The organism is Amycolatopsis sp. NPDC114505 (assembly GCF_055633615.1).
Genome location: NZ_JBVKDV010000001.1, coordinates 2,662,768 through 2,678,038, shown reverse-complemented (window position 1 = coordinate 2,678,038; position 15,271 = coordinate 2,662,768). Strand labels below are relative to the sequence as shown.

The following is a 15,271-nucleotide window of genomic DNA, read 5'->3' as shown; positions in this document are numbered from 1 at the left end:
CCCTACTTCGCGAGGCTGCGGTCGAGGTCCGGCTCGAGGTAGATCAGCTTGGCGACCGGCACCTTGGCGCGCACGCGGGCCTCGGCGTCGTCGATGGCCATGGCCAGCTCGGCGGTGTCGAGACCCGGCACCATCGCCAGCTTCGCCGCGACGAGCAGCTCGTCCGGGCCCATGTACTGGGTCCGGATGTGGATGACGCGCTCGACCTTGCCCGCGGCGAGCTCGTCGACGATCGTCGCGAGCACCGGCTCGTTGGCGCCTTCGCCGATGAGCAGGCTCTTCATCTCGACGATCAGGATGATCGCGATGACGCCGAGCAGCGCGCCGATCGCGAGGGTGCCGACGCCGTCCCAGACGGGGTCGCCGGTGACGACCGAAAGCCCGACGCCCAGCAGCGCGAGGACCAGGCCGATCAGCGCGCCGGCGTCCTCCAGGAGGACGACGGGGAGCTCGGGCTCCTTGGCCTGGCGGATGAAGCCCCACCAGCTCGCGTCGCCCTTGATCTTCCGGGACTCGCCGATGGCGGTGTAGAAGCTGTAGCCCTCCAGGCCGACCGCGACGACGAGGATGATCACGGCGACGATCGGCGACTCGAGCGGCTCCGGGTGGCCGATCTTGTGGATGCCTTCGTAGATCGCGAAGGCGGAACCGAGGGTGAAGAGCATCAGCGCGACGATGAAGGAGTAGAAGTACCGGTCGCGGCCGTAGCCGAAGGGGTGTTCCTTGTCGGCCGCGCGCTTCGACGTCTTCTGGCCGAGCAGCAGCAGGCCCTGGTTCGTGGTGTCGGCCAGCGAGTGCACGGACTCGGCCAGCATCGACGACGACCCGGTGACGAGGAAGCCGACGAACTTCGCGGCCGCGATCCCGGCGTTCGCCCCGAGCGCCGCGATGATCGCCTTGGTTCCGCCTCCAGCTGACACGACCGCTCCCCTGGTTGGTCCTGAATGTCCGGGTGGAGCCTAATAGGGCGGCGCGCCCGCGGCCGTCCCCGCCCGGGCTAACCGGGGTGCACCGCCGCCGCCTTCGGGGAACCGCCGGTTTCTGTCGTACCCCTCCGCTAACGTGACTCTCCCTGCTCACCAGCCTGGGGAAGGTGACATGGCGTCCTTCGCCGTCCTCGGTCCGCTCGCGATCGAAAGCCCGCCGGGGCACTGGGTCGCGTTGCGTGGCGACCGGCAGCGCACCCTGCTGGCCGTGCTGCTGCTCAACGCCAACCACCACGTCCACGTCGACGTGCTGGTCGAAGCGCTGTGGCCGGAGCGGCCGCCGAAGTCCTACGCCTCGAACCTGCACACCTACCTCTCCCGGCTGCGCGAGCGGATCGACGGCCTGCGCGTCGAACACGGGCCGCTCGGCTACCGGCTGTGCGCCGAGCCCGGCGAGCTCGACCTGCTCGTCTTCCGGTCGGCCGTCGCCGACGGCCAGCGGGCCGCGGACGCCCTCGCCGCGGCCGGGCACTACCGGCGGGCGCTCGCGCAGTGGCGCGGGCCGGTGCTGGCCGGGCTGCACGTCCCGCGGCTCGACGCCGACGTCGCGCGGCTGGAGTCCGAACGGCTCGCCGTGTTCGAGGACTGCGTCGACGCCGAGCTCACCGCCGGCCGCCACGGGGAGCTGACCGGCGAGCTGCAGGCCATGATCACCGAGCACCCGCTGCGGGAACGGCTGGCCGCGCAGCTGATGATCGCGCTGCACCGGGCCGGGCGGCAGGGCGACTCCCTGGAGATCTACCGGCGGCTGCGGACCACGCTGATCGAGGAGCTCGGCGTCGAACCGGGCGCCGAGGTACGCCGGGTGCACGCCGCCGTCCTGCGCGGCGAGGACCCGGTGCCGCGGATGCCGCCGCCGGTCTGGCCGGTGTGCCAGCTGCCGCCGGACATCGCGGACTTCACCGGCCGCGACGCCGAGCTCGCCGAGCTGACGGCCGCGCTGGGCAGCGGCGCCGGCGTCCCGCTCGCGGTGCTCAGCGGCGAACCGGGCGCGGGCAAGAGCACCCTGGCCGTGCGCGCCGCGCACCGGCTGCGGGCGCGGTTCCCGGACGGCCAGCTCTACGTGCCGATGGGGCGTGCCATCGGCGAGGTGCTGGCCGACCTGCTGCGCGCGCTCGGCGTGCCCGGCCCGGCGGTGCCGGACGACGTCCGCGCCCGCGCGGCGGTGTTCCGCGGCCGGCTGACCGATCGCCGGGTGCTGGTGGTGCTCGACGACGCCGTCGACCCCGAACACGTCCGCGCCCTGCTGCCGGGCACGCCGGGCTGCGCGGTGCTCGTGACGAGCCGGCAGCGCCTGAGCGGGCTGGCCGGCGCGCACCGGCTGTCGCTCGGTCCGCTGTCCGACGACGACGCCACCGAGCTGCTGAACCGGCTCGCCGGGGCGCGGGTGGCCCGCGAGCGCGTCGACGCCGGCCGGATCATCGCGGCGTGCGCGCGGCTGCCGCTGGCCCTGCGGATCGCGGGCAGCAGGCTCGCCATCCGCCCGCACCTGCGGCTCGGCGAGCTGGCCGACCGCCTGGAGGACGAGGTCCGCCGCCTCGACGAGCTGACCGTGAGCGACCTCGCCGTCCGGAGCAGCATCGCGCTGAGCCACGAAGGGCTGAGACCCCCGGCGCGGCGCGCGTTCCGGCTGCTCGGGCGGTGCCGGCTGGTCGACCTGCCGGCGTGGGCGGTCACGACGCTCATCGGCGAGCCGGACGCGGACGAGGCGGTCGAAGAGCTCGTCGAAGCGAGCCTGCTGGAGGCGCGCGGCCCGGACGCGACCGGCGAGGGCCGGTACCGGATGCACGACCTCGTCCGGCTGTACGCGGCGGAAGGGCCGCCCCCGGAGGGCGGCGGAGCGTCGACGGTGCTGGCGGCGACCCTCGCGCTGGCCGACGCGGCCGCGGCCCGCCTGCCGCGCACGGTGCCGATGCCGGCGATGGTCCACGAGCCGTTCCCGCAGCCGTTGCCGGGCACGTTGGTGGAGCGGCTGCTGGAGCGTCCGGAGGAGTGGTTCGCGGCCGAGCGTGCGAACCTCGTGCGGCTGATCGGGACGCTGGAGACGCGGGAAGCGTTGCTGCTGCTGGACAAGCTAAGCGTGTACCTGTACTTGCACGGGCACTACGCCGACATGCGCGCGGCGTACGAGACGGTGCTGGCGGCGACGGAAGACCGCCCGTCGGCGGCGATCGCGGAGGCGAACCTGGCGCTCCTGCGGCACGCACGCGGCCAGTACGAGGAGGCGGCGTCGGCGTACCGCGAATGCGCGAAGGAGCTCGAGGCGCACGGCGACCACCGCACGCACGCGTGGGTTTCGGCCAACCTGGCGCACTGCCTGATCGGGCTGGGCCGCGCCGAAGAGGCACTGCGCACCGCGCGCTCACTGTCCACATTGGACGACCAACTGGTCCGCGAAGCGGAGTCGGCGGCCCTGCTCCGGCTGGGCCGGGTGGCGGACGCCCGCGAGGTCGACCGGCTGGCCCTGGCATCGGCCCGGGCGACGGGCGACCCCCGTCGGATCGGCACGGCGCTGCACGGGTTCGCGTGGTCGTCCCTGCTGACGGGAGAGGGCGAGAAGGCGGCGTCGGCGATCGCGGAGTCGGTGGAGCTGCTGCGGGGGACGATGGCCCGTTCGGCATTGGCGAAGTCGTTGCGCACCCTGGGCGCGATCTCGGCGGCAACGGGAGCGAGGGAGCGCGCGACGGCGGCGTTCGAGGAGGCCCGCGACCTGGCCCGGGATCTGGACGAGCGGCCTCGCGAGTTGTCGTGCACACGTGCGCTGGCGGCGGGCTGGATCGGCGAGGGTCGAGCGTCGCAGGCGATCCCGGTGCTGCGGGCGTGCCTTGACGAGTTCCGCGAGATGGGCGGGAAACCGGCGACGGGGTTGACGTGGCTGGTGCTGAGCCGGGCGTGCGAAGAGGCGGGCGACGAGGAGGCGGCCGCCCAGGCGGCTGCCGAGGCGGAGAGCTTGGCCGACCCCCGCGACGCGAGCGCGGCCGCCTTGCGGGGAGCGTTGCTGGCGCTCACGGAGCCCGCCTGACGACTCGGGCGGTCGGCCTCCGGCGAGCGGTTGCTTGCGCCGGCTGCGACCGGCGGGGCCGTATCTCTCGCGAGCACTTTGCTTGCCCGCCCGGCCCGGCCGCCCTCGTCGGTGAGCGCCCCTCGCCCTCACCGAACCCGCCTCGCAACCGCCCGGGCCGTACTTCCCCGGAAGCCATGCCCCCGACCCCGCCCGACCACCCGCACCGACCAAGTAGCTTTCTCCGGTGAGCGCCCCTCGCCCCCTCACCGAACCCGGCTCGCAGCCGCCCGCAGCCGTACTTCCCGCGGAAGCCATGTTCCCGACCCCGCCCGACCACCGGCCAGGCCGCCTCCGGCGAGCACCTCCCGCCCCCGCCGAACCGGCCCACCAGCAACGCGACCGGCGACCGGCAACCGTCCGGCACAGGCCCACCACCCCCGCGATCCGCACTTCCGGAAAACGGGGTGGTGCCGCCCCCTCGCGGCACCACCCCAGCCCACGGACGCCGGGCGCAAGCAAAGCGCGACCGGCGCCACCCCCAGGGAGCTGCTGCTACCGGTGGCCCTTGCGAGCCTGCGCATACCGGTTGATCGCCGGCAGCCACGCCAGCGCCACCGCGACCAACCCCGTCACCAACGTCAGCCACGCGACTCCGCGAACCGCCGCCGTCCCGCCCTCGATGTCGGTCGCCAGTCGCAGGGCCACGCTCGCGTTGGCCAGCGCTGCCAGTGTCAGCAGCACGCGCACCCAGACCGCCCCGCGCAGCGCCAGCAACCCCCACAGCAGCAGCACCGCGCCGAAGAAGATGGCCACACCGCCGCGGACCTGGAGCGTGCTCTGCACCTCGTCCAGGGCCGCCTGCAGCAGCGGGCCGCCGTCGGCCTTCACCGAGTCCGCCGATGCTCCGGTGATCGCCGCGATCGTCTCCGCCGCGACGTCCAGGGCCATGTCGCGGCCGCCGACGAAGTACAGGACACCGTCGACGATCGCGGCCAGCGCCGACACCACGGCCACCCCCACCAGCGCCAGGAGCGCGCCGGGCCGGGACGGCGCCGCGACCGGGACGGGCTGGGGCAGCCCGGTGGCGGCATCGGGATAGGAAGTCACAAGCTCGTTCTCCTCGAAAATCGACACGACGGGGCGGAAGAACCACCCCTACGGGCGATACTGGAGAACAGCACCACACGGAACGCACACAGAAGTGCGTCAGTCCTCGCAGGTTCCCGCGGTCGCGCGGAACAGCTGGGCCCGCGCACCGTCCAGCGGACGCACGCGTACCGGCGGGTCCGCCGCCGGCAGCCACACCGACTGACCCCGGCGCAGCTCGACCTTCTCGCCGTCGTCGGCCGTCACGAGCAGGTCGCCCGCCGTGCACAGCAGGATCTGCGGGCCGACGCTGTCGACGGAGATCTCGTCGTCCTGGCCCGGCGCCCACTCGACGCGCGAGAGCTCGAACTCCGGCGCGTCGGTCCGGTAGACGGCCATGCGGTCGCCGCCGTCACCGCACTGGACCGGCATCTCGCCGCACGCGAAGTCGACCACGCGCAGCAGCTCCGGGACGTCCACGTGCTTCGGCGTCAGGCCGCAGCGCAGGATGTTGTCCGAGTTCGCCAGGATCTCCACGGCCGTGCCGTGCAGGTACAGGTGCAGGTTGCCGGCGGGCAGGTAGATCGCCTCGCCCGCGCGCAGCGTCAGCCGGTTCAGCAGCAACGCCGCCAGCACGCCCGCGTCCCGCTGGTGCGCCTCGCCCAGCTCGAGGATCGTCCGGCACTCCACCGCGAACTCGCCGTGCTCCTGGACGTGCCGGACGCAGGCGTCCAGCACCTCCGGCAGCAGCGCGTCGAGCGACGGCTGCGGCAGCGTGATCCACGTCGTGAACAGCGCCCGCAGCCCGGACGGGTCCGGCTCCGCCTCGAGCAGCCCGGTGTACTTCGCCAGCCCGGGCGTCTCGATCGCCTTCAGCAGCTTCACCGTGCGGTCCGGCGCGCGGAACCCGGCCAGTGCGTGGAACTCCGTCAGCGCGCAGACGAGCTCAGGTTTCGCCGTCGGGTCCGGGTAGTTGCGGTTCGCCGCCTCCCGCGGGATGCCCAGCCGCTCCTCGCGGGCGTGCCCCTCCGCGGCCTGCGCCGCCGACGGGTGCGCCTGCATCGACAGCGGCTCCTCCGCGGCGAGGATCTTCAGCAGGAACGGCAGCCGCCCGCCCCACCGCTTCGCGCACCGCTCGCCGAGCTGCCGCACCGGATCGGCGTCGACCAGCTCGAGCAGGCTCCGCTCGGTCCCGTCGGGGCCGATGACGTGGGACGGGTCACCCGGGTGGGCACCCATCCACAGTTCGGCCTCGGGGTGCGGCGCGGGTACCGGACGGCCCAGCAGCTCGGGGATCGCCGTCCGCGATCCCCAGGCGTAGGGCCGCACCGCGTTGCGCAGCAGCTCCACTGTCACCTCAACTCCACTCCTTCGGCGCCGGCCGGGGCCGTTGCTCGGCGGGTCTCACGCCCTCGCGGGCGCGAAGCGACCCGCGCCGCCGATGCTGCCCGCCGCCAGCCCGAGATAGACCGCCGCCAGTTCGAACCGCAGTGCCAGCACCGCGGCCCGCACGATTTCGTCGGCCTCGATCTCCTCGGCCGGTGCGATGACCTCCGACCCGGGCAGCAGATCCTCGGCCTCGTAGCGCGCCGCGTCCGTGGCCGGACCGGTTCGCACCGAGAGGAGCAGCACCCGGGTCGGGATGTCACCTGATGGATCGTCCGGATCGGCGAAGATGTCACGCGCCGCGCCACTCGAAAGTGCGGCCCGCCGCAATGCGGGCCGCGCCAAAGCCTGACGATAGTCTTCGACGTCACAGACGGTAGCAGCGTGGGCCGCAAACGCGTGCGCAGCGTGTTCGCCAACGGCCACCGCGACCGGGTCGAGACCCCACAGCAGGGGCACGCGGTCGGCGACGCGCAGCGCCAGCGCCTTGGCCGGGTTCGCGAACGACTCGCGGGCCAGGTAGTCCTTCTCGGCTTCCAGGTCGAGCTGGTCGGCCAGCGCCTGGACGTCGGAGACCAGCAGGCCCAGCGCGTTCGCGGTGAGCAGCCCCGCGGCCAGGCCGCGGGGGAACGCCAGCTCCGGCGGCACCGGGATGCGCGGCGCCAGCAGTACGCCCTTGCCCGCCACGGCGGCCGCGACCGGACCTTCGGCCGGCGCGGAGAGCACGACCGAGGCGCCGAAGCGCGCGGCACGTTCCAGCGACGCGGCGAGCTCGCGGTCGCCGGGGTCGTCGGTGTGCGCGAAGACGACGTCGAGCGCGCCGATCCAGCTCGGCACCACCTCGGCGACGACGACCGGCACCGGGCACGTCGGCGTCAGCAGCGCGGCGAGCAGCCGGGTGAGCGTCCGGCTGACGCCCGGCCGGTCGATCAGCACGAGGGCGCGCGGGCGCCCCACGTCGAGCCGGTCGGCCAGCCCCATCTCGGCGGCCATCTCGGCGGTCGCGCGCACCTGCGCGCCGGCCATCGCGGCCGCCCGGAGCAGCCCCGCGCTGTCGGCCTCGGCCAGGCGTGCGGGGTCGTCGAGCAGCGAGTCGTCAAGCACTGTCGGCATCGGAATTTCCGCTGTCGCCGGGGATCCGGGCTTCGTCGAGGAGCAGCACCGGGATCCCGTCACGGACCGGGTACACCCGGCCGCATTCGGTGCACGTCAGTGCGTCGGCCTCGGGGTCGTCCGGTGCCCCGGGACGCAGTGGGGCGTGATCGGGCGACGGGCACGCCAGGATCTCGAGGAGCTGGGCGTCGAGCGTGAGGGCCATGGTTCCTCCATACCACGCGATGAGGTGTGGTGAAGGGCACCTTCCGGACACAGTTGGGCCCGGAAGCCGCCCGCCACGGGACGGGTCAGCTGCGGATGATCGCGAGTACTTCGTCCACCAGCCCCTGCACGGCCTCGGCGTTCGCGGCCTCGACGTTCAGCCGGAGCAGCGGTTCGGTGTTCGAGGGGCGCAGGTTGAACCAGGCGCCGCCCGGCAGCTGGACGGTCAGCCCGTCGAGCTCGTCGAGCTCGACACCGGGGCGGACGCCGAAGTCGTCCTTGACGGCCATCATCTTCGCGACCTGGTCGTCCACCGTCGAGTTGATCTCGCCGGAGGCCGCGTAGCGCGAGTACGCGCTGGTCAGCTCGGACAGCGGGCCGTTCTGCTCGCCGAGGGCGGCGAGGACGTGCAGCGCCGCCAGCATGCCGGTGTCGGCGCGCCAGAAGTCGCGGAAGTAGTAGTGCGCGGAGTGCTCGCCGCCGAAGATGGCGCCGGTGCGGGCCATCTCGGCCTTGATGAACGAGTGCCCGACGCGGGTGCGCACCGGCTTGCCGCCGTGCTCCGAGACGATCTCCGGCACGCCCTTGGACGTGATCAGGTTGTGGATGATCGTGCCGCCGGGGTCCTTCGCCAGCTCGCGGACGGCGACCAGGGCCGTGATCGCGCTCGGCGAAACCGGCTCGCCGCGCTCGTCGACGATGAAGCAGCGGTCGGCGTCGCCGTCGAAGGCCACGCCCGCGTCCGCGCCGACCTCGCGCACCTTCGCCTGCAGGTCGACGATGTTCGCCGGGTCCAGCGGGTTGGCCTCGTGGTTCGGGAAGCTGCCGTCGAGCTCGAAGTACATCGGGACGACGTCGATCGGGAGCCCGTCGAAGACGGTCGGGACGGTGTGCCCGCCCATGCCGTTGCCGGCGTCGACCACGATCTTCAGCGGCCGGTTGCCGGACAGGTCGACGAGGTTGCGCAGGTAGGCCGCGTAGTCGGCGAGCACGTCCCGCTCGCTCGTGGTGCCCCGCTGGCCTTCGAACCCGGGCACACCCTGCTCGACGGTGTCGCGGATCTCGGCGAGCCCGGTGTCCTGGCCGACCGGGGAGGCGCCGGCGCGGCACATCTTGATGCCGTTGTACTTGGCCGGGTTGTGGCTCGCGGTGAACATCGCGCCCGGCAGGTTCAGCGAACCCGAGGCGAAGTAGAGCTGGTCGGTGCTGGCCAGCCCGATGCTCACGACGTCGAGACCCTGCGAGGTGACGCCCTCGGCGAAGGCCGCCGCGAGGCCCGGCGACGAGTCGCGCATGTCGTGCCCGATCACCACCGCCGGCGCTTCCGGCTTGATGAGCAGGGCGAACGCGGCGCCGAAGTCGCGGACGAGCGCCGCGTCGAGCTGCTCGCCGACCACGCCGCGAATGTCGTAGGCCTTCACGATGCCCGAAAGGTCTGGCACGCCGTCTCCCCGCGAATAGTCGTCCCGGCGCCCGCTGCGCCGCGCGGAAAGCCTACCGGCGGTGGTGGTGGGTTACGCGCTCAGGCGCGACCGGGGAGGACACGCAGGTGCCCGCGGCGCCCGGAGGGGCCTTCCGGCTCGGGCGCGGGGGGCGGCCGATCGGAGCGACCGGCCTCGCGCACGGCCTCGGCCAGCGCCGTCAGCTCGTCGGCCGACGGGTCCGGCGCGGCGAAGGCGCCTTCGTGCCGGACGACTTCCCACCCCTTGGGGACGGTCAGCCGCAGCGCGTGGGCTTCGCAGAGGTCGTACGAGTGCGGCTCGGAGGCGGTGGCCAGTGGGCCGACGACGGCGGTCGAGTCGCTGTAGGCATACGTCAGCGTGGCCACAGCCGGCTCGAGACAGCCGGTACGCGAACACTTCCGTACGCTCCGCACGATCCGAAACGATAGCGCGTCGCCGCAAGCTAGTAGGAGCGACACGCGCTGGGACGTGCCGACCGCATAGACTTCCGGGGTGGCGACGGCTCGTGACTACCGACAGCGGCGGCGCTCGCGAAGGGACCGGCACGGCCGGGGCCTGCGCGGGACGCTGTATCCGGCGACCCTGCCCGCCGCCGCGAGCCGGGCGGAGAGGTTCGACGCACTGGTGCTCGACGCGCTGGAGCCGATCGAGGCCCGCTGGCGCCACGAGCTGACGAAGCTGGACGTCGCGGTGGACGACGTACCCGAGGTCCGCGAGAACGGCCGCGCGCCGTCCGACGGAGTGCTGCACGACGGCGCGGTGCCGTTGTCGCGGCTGGTCCCGGCGGGAGTGGACCGGACGGGGATGCCGACGCGGGCGCGGATCGTGCTGTACCGGCGGCCGCTGGAGGCGCGGGCGAAGGACCCGTCGGAGCTGGCGGATCTGGTGCACGACGTGCTTGTGGAGCAGGTGGCCGGGTACTTGGGCGTGGAACCGGACGTCATCGAAGGCGAGTAGCTTCACGGCGGTTCGGGGGCGGCGCTGGCGGGATGCGCACGAACGGTCCAGTCGCGCCGCTTGAGGTGTGCGAAAGGGCCAGTCGCGCCCTCCAGGCGTTGCGAAAGGGCCACTCGCACCGCCCGAGCCGTTGCGAAAGGGCCACTCGCGCCCCCTGCCCCGCCGGCGCGAAAGGGCCACTCGCACCGCCCAAGCCGCGCGAAAGGGCCACTCGCGCCCTCCTCGCGTCGCGAAAGGGCCACTCGCTCCCCCAACAACCGCGCGAAAGGGCCACTCGCGCCGCCCGAGCCGCCCGCGCGAAAGGGCCACTCGCGCCGCCCAAGCCCAAGCCCAAGCCGGGCCCTCACCTCACGGGCGGCGCCGGGCCGGGACCGCCGTCAGCAGCGTGAACAGCACCGCCGCCAGCTGGGCCAGCAGCAGCAGGTTCCGTTCCGTCCCGGGAAACTCGACCGTCACTTCGGACGTCGACGGCGGCACCGACACCGCCACCTGGTGTCCCCACGCCGGCACGATCGGCACGCTCTTGCCGCCCACCGATGCCTTCCAGCCCGCTTCCTGCTCCGCCGCGAGCACCAGCAGCCGCCCGGTCGGGCCGTCGGACACCCGGACCCGCACCTCCGGCAGGTCCGCCTGGACCGGCGACACGCCCGGCGAGTTCCCGGGCGCGCCGCCGCCCGTCACCGCTGCATTCGCCTGCTCCGGCGAGATCAAGATCACCTGGCCCGCCGGCGGCAACAGGCGCAGGACCCCACGGCCGTCGGACGTCGGGGCGGCCACCGAAACCAGGTCCTTCGCCAGTGGCACGTACGCCTGCGGGTCCACGCCCGGCGGGAGCACCGCGAACTGCACCCCCGCGGCCGCCGCGGCGGCGAACGCGCGCTGGACCGCCGCCGCGTCGCCCTGGCCCAGGTCGCGGCGCCACGCCGCCAGCCGGGCCGGGGTGCCGGGTGTCGGCGCGAGTTCGTCGTCGCCGTAGTGGGGCAGGCGGCCGCCGATCTGGCGGGTCGCGTCGGCCGTGAGGTCGAGCACCGACCGGCCGGACGCCGACAGCTCGGCCGACACCTCCGGCGCGAGCGCGGGCCGCTCGCCGGCGCGCAGCGGACCTTGGCCGCCGACGACCACCGCGCCCGCCGCCAGCGCGAGGAACACCACGACCCCGGCGACCGCGAACACCTTCGGCAGCCACGTCGCGGGCACGCCGGCCGAGCCGCCGCGCTGCCACGAACCGAGCACGACCCACAGCAGCCCGGCGCCGACGATCAGCAGCGGCACGCCCGCGTGGCCGTGGGCGGGCGATCCACCCTGCATCGGTACCGCCGTCACCAGCCGCACCAGGACCAGGCCGCCGGCCCCCAGCGCGGCCAGCGCGAGCCCGCCCGCCGCGAGCTTCGTCGGGCGGACGACGATCGCGATCAGGGCCGCCGCGATCACCGCGACGCCGATCGGCCACGCGCCGGGCCCGCCCGGGTCGAGCCCGGCCAGGTCGGTACCGGACACCGCCGACGCCGCGCCGCCGAGCCCCTGCACCAGCAGCTCCGGGTGCCGCAGCAGAACCGTCGGCCACGGCAGCAGCAACGCCAGCGGCAGCAGCACCACGATGCCGACCGACGCGATCCGCCGCGCCAGGCCGGTCGGCGCGGGCAGCACCACGAACCCGATCAGCAGCCCGGCGAGCGCGAGCCCGTGCGCCAGCGGGGAGAACGCGCCGAGCAGCGCCACCCCGAACGCCGAGAGCGCCGACACGTGCAGCCACCGCGTGTCCGCCCGGATCAGCAGCCCGGCGATGCCCGCGGCCACGAGCGGCAGCACGAGGTGCACCACGACGACGTCGAGCCGGCCCTGCGCCACCCCGGCCGTCGCGGCGGGCAGCAGCGCGTAGGTCGCGGCGATGACCGCGCGGACCCACCGGCGCACGCGCAGCCGTCGCGTCGCCGCGTACGCGCTCAGCGCCGCCAGCGGGATGTCGCCGAGGAGCAGGATCGCCACCAGCGCGGCCGGGCCGCCGATCGGCGCGAACACCGCGCCCAGCGTGCCGAGCACCGGCAGCGTCGCCGACGCGGGCGCGCCGGTGCCGCCGGCGATCGCGTGCCACGGCGTCAGGTACGACGACCACAGCTCACCGAGCCCGCCGACCGGCAGCAGCTTGCCGCCGAAGAGGTCGAGGCCGAGCCGGGCGCGGTTGACGACCAGCCCCAGCGCGGTCATCACGACGAGCAGCACCACCGGCGGCGCGAAGATCGTCGCCGCGAGCACGCGCCGCCGGTTCACCTCGACGAAGACGATTTCCGGCTCGGGCGCTTCTTCCGGCGCCTCGTCGGTGGCGGAGACCGGTTCGGGCGCCGGGGTTTCCGGCAGCGCGACGGCGACGAGCGTGCCCGGCTTGCGCAGCCCGGACCCGCGCGAGCTGAGGCCGCGCAGGGCGCCGGCGGGCAGCGCGTCCGGCCCGACCGGACGGCTTTCCCGTGCGTCGAGCGCTTCCGGCGTCACCCACGCCGACTCGGTTTCGACGGTCTCGGGCACGCGGCCGAGCGCGACGTCTTCCTCGACGCCGCGGCGGACCAGCCCGACGACGCCGGCGCGGACGGCGTTGCGCAACCGCGTCCCGCGTCCGGTGAAGAGCCCGCGAACTGTGCCAGGCCGCGGATTCCGTCGTCGGCGGGCGCGGGCGGCACGCAATCCGCCGCGTCCACTGAGGAGGTACGTCGCGGCGGAGAACTCGGCCCGCGCTTCGCCGGTGCGGCGCAGCAGGACGAACGCCAGCGCGCGCAGGAGGGAGAGCAGCGGGAGCCGGATCATCCCCAGCCAGAAGGAAAACGGCGAGCAGTTCACGAGGAACACCCGCAGCCCGTGAGCGCGGTTCGCGGCCGCGAGCGGGGTGGCGACGGCGTCCGCCGTGCGCTGCCCGGTGGTGACGGCGCGCGCGTGCCGCACCCGCGCGGTCGGCACGGAGAGGACGAGCCCGCCGGCGGCGTTCGCGCGCCAGCCGAAGTCGAGATCCTCGCGCAGCAACGGGAAATCGGGGTCGAAGCCGCCGAGCTCGTCCCAGGCGTCGCGGCGCACGAGCGAGCCCGCGCTGGGCACGGCGAGCACCTCGGCCGGCTCCTCGCCGAGCGCGGCGACCTGCTGGCGATGCCCGGACGCGTCGGTGGACAGGCCGGCTTCGACGATCAGCCGCGGGTCGGTCCAGTCGAGGCCCAGCGAGCCGAGCACGGTCGCCGACGGGTTCTTGGTGGCGACGCGCAGCAGTTCGTCGAGGCAGTCGGGCTCGGGCGCGCAGTCGTCGTGCAGCAGCCACAGCCACGAACCGGGGTCACCCCAACGTTCGGTGGCGTGCTCGACGGCCTCGGCGACCGCGGCGGCGAAGCCGGCGTCACTCGAAAGCGTGATGACGCCGGAGAGCACGGGGGTCGCGTCGAGGCCGGGATCTTCGGCGGCTTCGGCGAGCAGCCGGGCGGTCGCGTCGGTGGAACCGGTGTCCACGGCGAGCACGTGCCGGGGCCGGACAGTGCTGCGGCGCAACGAAGAAAGCGCCAGCGGCAGCCAGCTCTCACCGTTGTGACAGACCACAATGGCCAGAACGGGCGCGGTGCGCAGGGCGGGCGGCGCGGCGGTGCGGGGCAACGACGGCTCCAGATCAGGCGGCGGATCGGTGCGGCCACCCTACGGCCCCGGTCCGTCACCCGGTGGTGAACCCACGCCGAGTGTTCACCACGTGGAATCACCGGTGATGCCTACGCATCACCGGTGAGTCCCCCTCTAGACAGCCCGTTTCTTCAGCTTCCGGCGCTCCCGCTCGGACAGACCGCCCCAGATGCCGAAGCGCTCGTCCTTGGCCAGCGCGTACTCAAGGCACTCGTCCTTGACCTCGCAACCCAGGCAGATCCGCTTGGCTTCACGGGTGGAGCCGCCCTTCTCGGGGAAGAACGCCTCCGGGTCCGTCTGCGCGCACAGGGCGCGTTCCTGCCAATCCTGCTCTTCCTCGGTGGCATCGATGAGCTCGGTGAGATCTCCCAGAGCCTGCTCCGGGATCTCGCCCCAACCCATGACGTGCCCCCATTCCTTACCATCGGCTTCCAACCGCACGTCCGCCTCCTCGCTCCCTAGCACTCCCCAGGCTGGCGGTGGTGAAACGACACTCGCTGTCCCCTCGACAACGAATGACATCACTGTGATTACACCCGTGTAGTGCGGTCAGGTCAAGCGGAGTAGCGAGTTCGGGGGACGTTCGTGCCCGACCGCGCAAGGGGACACGCCGGTAACTTCACACCGGGCATACGGAAGACTGGAAGTGTGCAGAAGTCAGCAGTGCGCCCCAGCCCGGTCTTCCTCGGCATCCTCGCGCTCACCGTCGCCGGCGGCGTGATGGCCGCGTTCGGTTACGTCAACCCGTACTCAGTCCGCGATCACGACACCCTGGCCGTCGCCGGAGTCGTGATCTTCGTCGCCGCCGGCTGGGTGGCGTCGCTGTCGCTGCACGAGTTCGGGCACGCGATGGTCGCCTACCGCGGCGGCGACCACAGCATCGCCCATAAGGGCTACCTCTCCCTGGACGTACGGAAGTACACCGATCCGGTGCTGTCGATCGTGCTGCCGCTGATCTTCCTCTTCATCGGCGGCATCCCGCTGCCAGGCGGCGCGGTCTGGATCAACCGCGGCGCGCTCCGGTCACGGGGGACGTCGTCCTGGGTGTCGCTGGCCGGGCCGCTGAGCAACCTCGCGGTCGGCGCGGCGTTGTGCCTGGTGGTCGCGCTGGTCCCGATGTCGCACGGCCTCGTGATCGCGATGTCCTTCCTCGCGCTGCTGCAGGTCGTGACGTTCATCCTGAACATCCTGCCGATCCCGGGCCTCGACGGCTGGGGCGCGATCGAGCCGTACCTGTCACCGCAGGCCCGCGCATTCGGGGCGAAGGTCCGCCCGTGGGCGCCGATCGCCCTGTTCGCGATCTTGTTCCTGTTCAGGCCGGCGAGCGCCGCGTTGTGGGCCGGTGCCGGCTGGCTTTTCGACTTGCTGGGGGGCTATCCCGGTGCCCAGAACGGGTTCGTCCTCTTCCAGTTCTGGAACTACTGAGGTCC

Annotated in this window: 12 protein-coding genes; 3 read left to right on the top strand and 9 right to left on the bottom strand. The window is 73.5% G+C overall.

Annotated features, from left to right (window positions below; genetic code table 11):
- Positions 1-2: 2 nt before the first annotated feature.
- On the bottom strand, positions 3-920 hold the full coding sequence (locus ACZ7OU_RS13340) for a cation diffusion facilitator family transporter (protein ID WP_470241669.1): 918 nt from the start codon (positions 918-920) through the stop codon (positions 3-5).
- A 178-nt stretch (positions 921-1,098) separates the two neighbouring features.
- Here ACZ7OU_RS13340 and ACZ7OU_RS13335 point away from each other — a divergent pair, with 178 nt between their 5' ends.
- Complete coding sequence (locus ACZ7OU_RS13335) at positions 1,099-4,008, top strand: AfsR/SARP family transcriptional regulator (RefSeq protein ID WP_470255205.1); 2,910 nt, start codon at positions 1,099-1,101, stop codon at positions 4,006-4,008.
- A 534-nt stretch (positions 4,009-4,542) separates the two neighbouring features.
- On the opposite strand, the gene ACZ7OU_RS13330 is transcribed toward ACZ7OU_RS13335, so the two are convergent.
- The 6 genes from ACZ7OU_RS13330 to ACZ7OU_RS13305 form a co-directional block, all read right to left on the bottom strand.
- Positions 4,543-5,097 carry a hypothetical protein gene (locus ACZ7OU_RS13330; protein WP_470255204.1) on the bottom strand — a complete coding sequence of 185 codons (555 nt, stop codon included), beginning with the start codon at positions 5,095-5,097 and terminating at the stop codon, positions 4,543-4,545.
- 99 nt (positions 5,098-5,196) lie between these two features.
- Entirely contained in the window at positions 5,197-6,426 is a 1,230-nt protein-coding gene (manA, locus tag ACZ7OU_RS13325) for a mannose-6-phosphate isomerase, class I (protein ID WP_470242414.1), read from the bottom strand.
- A 54-nt stretch (positions 6,427-6,480) separates the two neighbouring features.
- On the bottom strand, positions 6,481-7,575 hold the full coding sequence (locus ACZ7OU_RS13320; RefSeq protein WP_470255203.1) for a hypothetical protein: 1,095 nt from the start codon (positions 7,573-7,575) through the stop codon (positions 6,481-6,483).
- Positions 7,559-7,780, bottom strand: a complete 222-nt coding sequence (locus ACZ7OU_RS13315; RefSeq protein WP_470241673.1) for a Trm112 family protein — start codon at positions 7,778-7,780, stop codon at positions 7,559-7,561. Before ACZ7OU_RS13315 ends, ACZ7OU_RS13320 begins: the two co-directional genes overlap by 17 nt.
- Before the next feature lie 85 nt (positions 7,781-7,865).
- On the bottom strand, positions 7,866-9,221 hold the full coding sequence (locus ACZ7OU_RS13310) for a phosphomannomutase/phosphoglucomutase (protein ID WP_470241674.1): 1,356 nt from the start codon (positions 9,219-9,221) through the stop codon (positions 7,866-7,868).
- A gap of 80 nt (positions 9,222-9,301) precedes the next feature.
- Positions 9,302-9,655: a DUF3499 domain-containing protein gene (locus tag ACZ7OU_RS13305; protein WP_470241675.1), complete on the bottom strand. Its 354-nt coding sequence runs from the start codon at positions 9,653-9,655 to the stop codon at positions 9,302-9,304.
- A 79-nt stretch (positions 9,656-9,734) separates the two neighbouring features.
- Between ACZ7OU_RS13305 and ACZ7OU_RS13300 the strand changes: the two genes are divergently transcribed.
- Complete coding sequence (locus tag ACZ7OU_RS13300; protein ID WP_167379605.1) at positions 9,735-10,199, top strand: metallopeptidase family protein; 465 nt, start codon at positions 9,735-9,737, stop codon at positions 10,197-10,199.
- Between the two features lie 348 nt (positions 10,200-10,547).
- On the opposite strand, the gene ACZ7OU_RS13295 is transcribed toward ACZ7OU_RS13300, so the two are convergent.
- Both ACZ7OU_RS13295 and ACZ7OU_RS13290 read right to left on the bottom strand, forming a co-directional pair.
- A complete protein-coding gene (locus ACZ7OU_RS13295) occupies positions 10,548-13,820 on the bottom strand; it encodes a glycosyltransferase (RefSeq protein WP_470255202.1) in 3,273 nt (1,090 codons plus the stop codon).
- A gap of 135 nt (positions 13,821-13,955) precedes the next feature.
- A complete protein-coding gene (locus ACZ7OU_RS13290) occupies positions 13,956-14,243 on the bottom strand; it encodes a WhiB family transcriptional regulator (protein WP_230862597.1) in 288 nt (95 codons plus the stop codon).
- Between the two features lie 261 nt (positions 14,244-14,504).
- Between ACZ7OU_RS13290 and ACZ7OU_RS13285 the strand changes: the two genes are divergently transcribed.
- Positions 14,505-15,266, top strand: a complete 762-nt coding sequence (locus tag ACZ7OU_RS13285; RefSeq protein WP_470255923.1) for a site-2 protease family protein — start codon at positions 14,505-14,507, stop codon at positions 15,264-15,266.
- Positions 15,267-15,271 lie beyond the last annotated feature (5 nt).

Excerpts from the sequence above, each read along its gene's own strand:
- ACZ7OU_RS13335 (WP_470255205.1), top strand. The coding sequence starts at position 1,099 with ATGGCGTCCTTCGCCGTCCTCGGTCCGCTCGCGATCGAAAGCCCGCCG.
- ACZ7OU_RS13320 (WP_470255203.1), bottom strand. The coding sequence starts at position 7,575 with ATGCCGACAGTGCTTGACGACTCGCTGCTCGACGACCCCGCACGCCTG.
- ACZ7OU_RS13315 (WP_470241673.1), bottom strand. The coding sequence starts at position 7,780 with ATGGCCCTCACGCTCGACGCCCAGCTCCTCGAGATCCTGGCGTGCCCG.
- ACZ7OU_RS13290 (WP_230862597.1), bottom strand. The coding sequence starts at position 14,243 with ATGGGTTGGGGCGAGATCCCGGAGCAGGCTCTGGGAGATCTCACCGAG.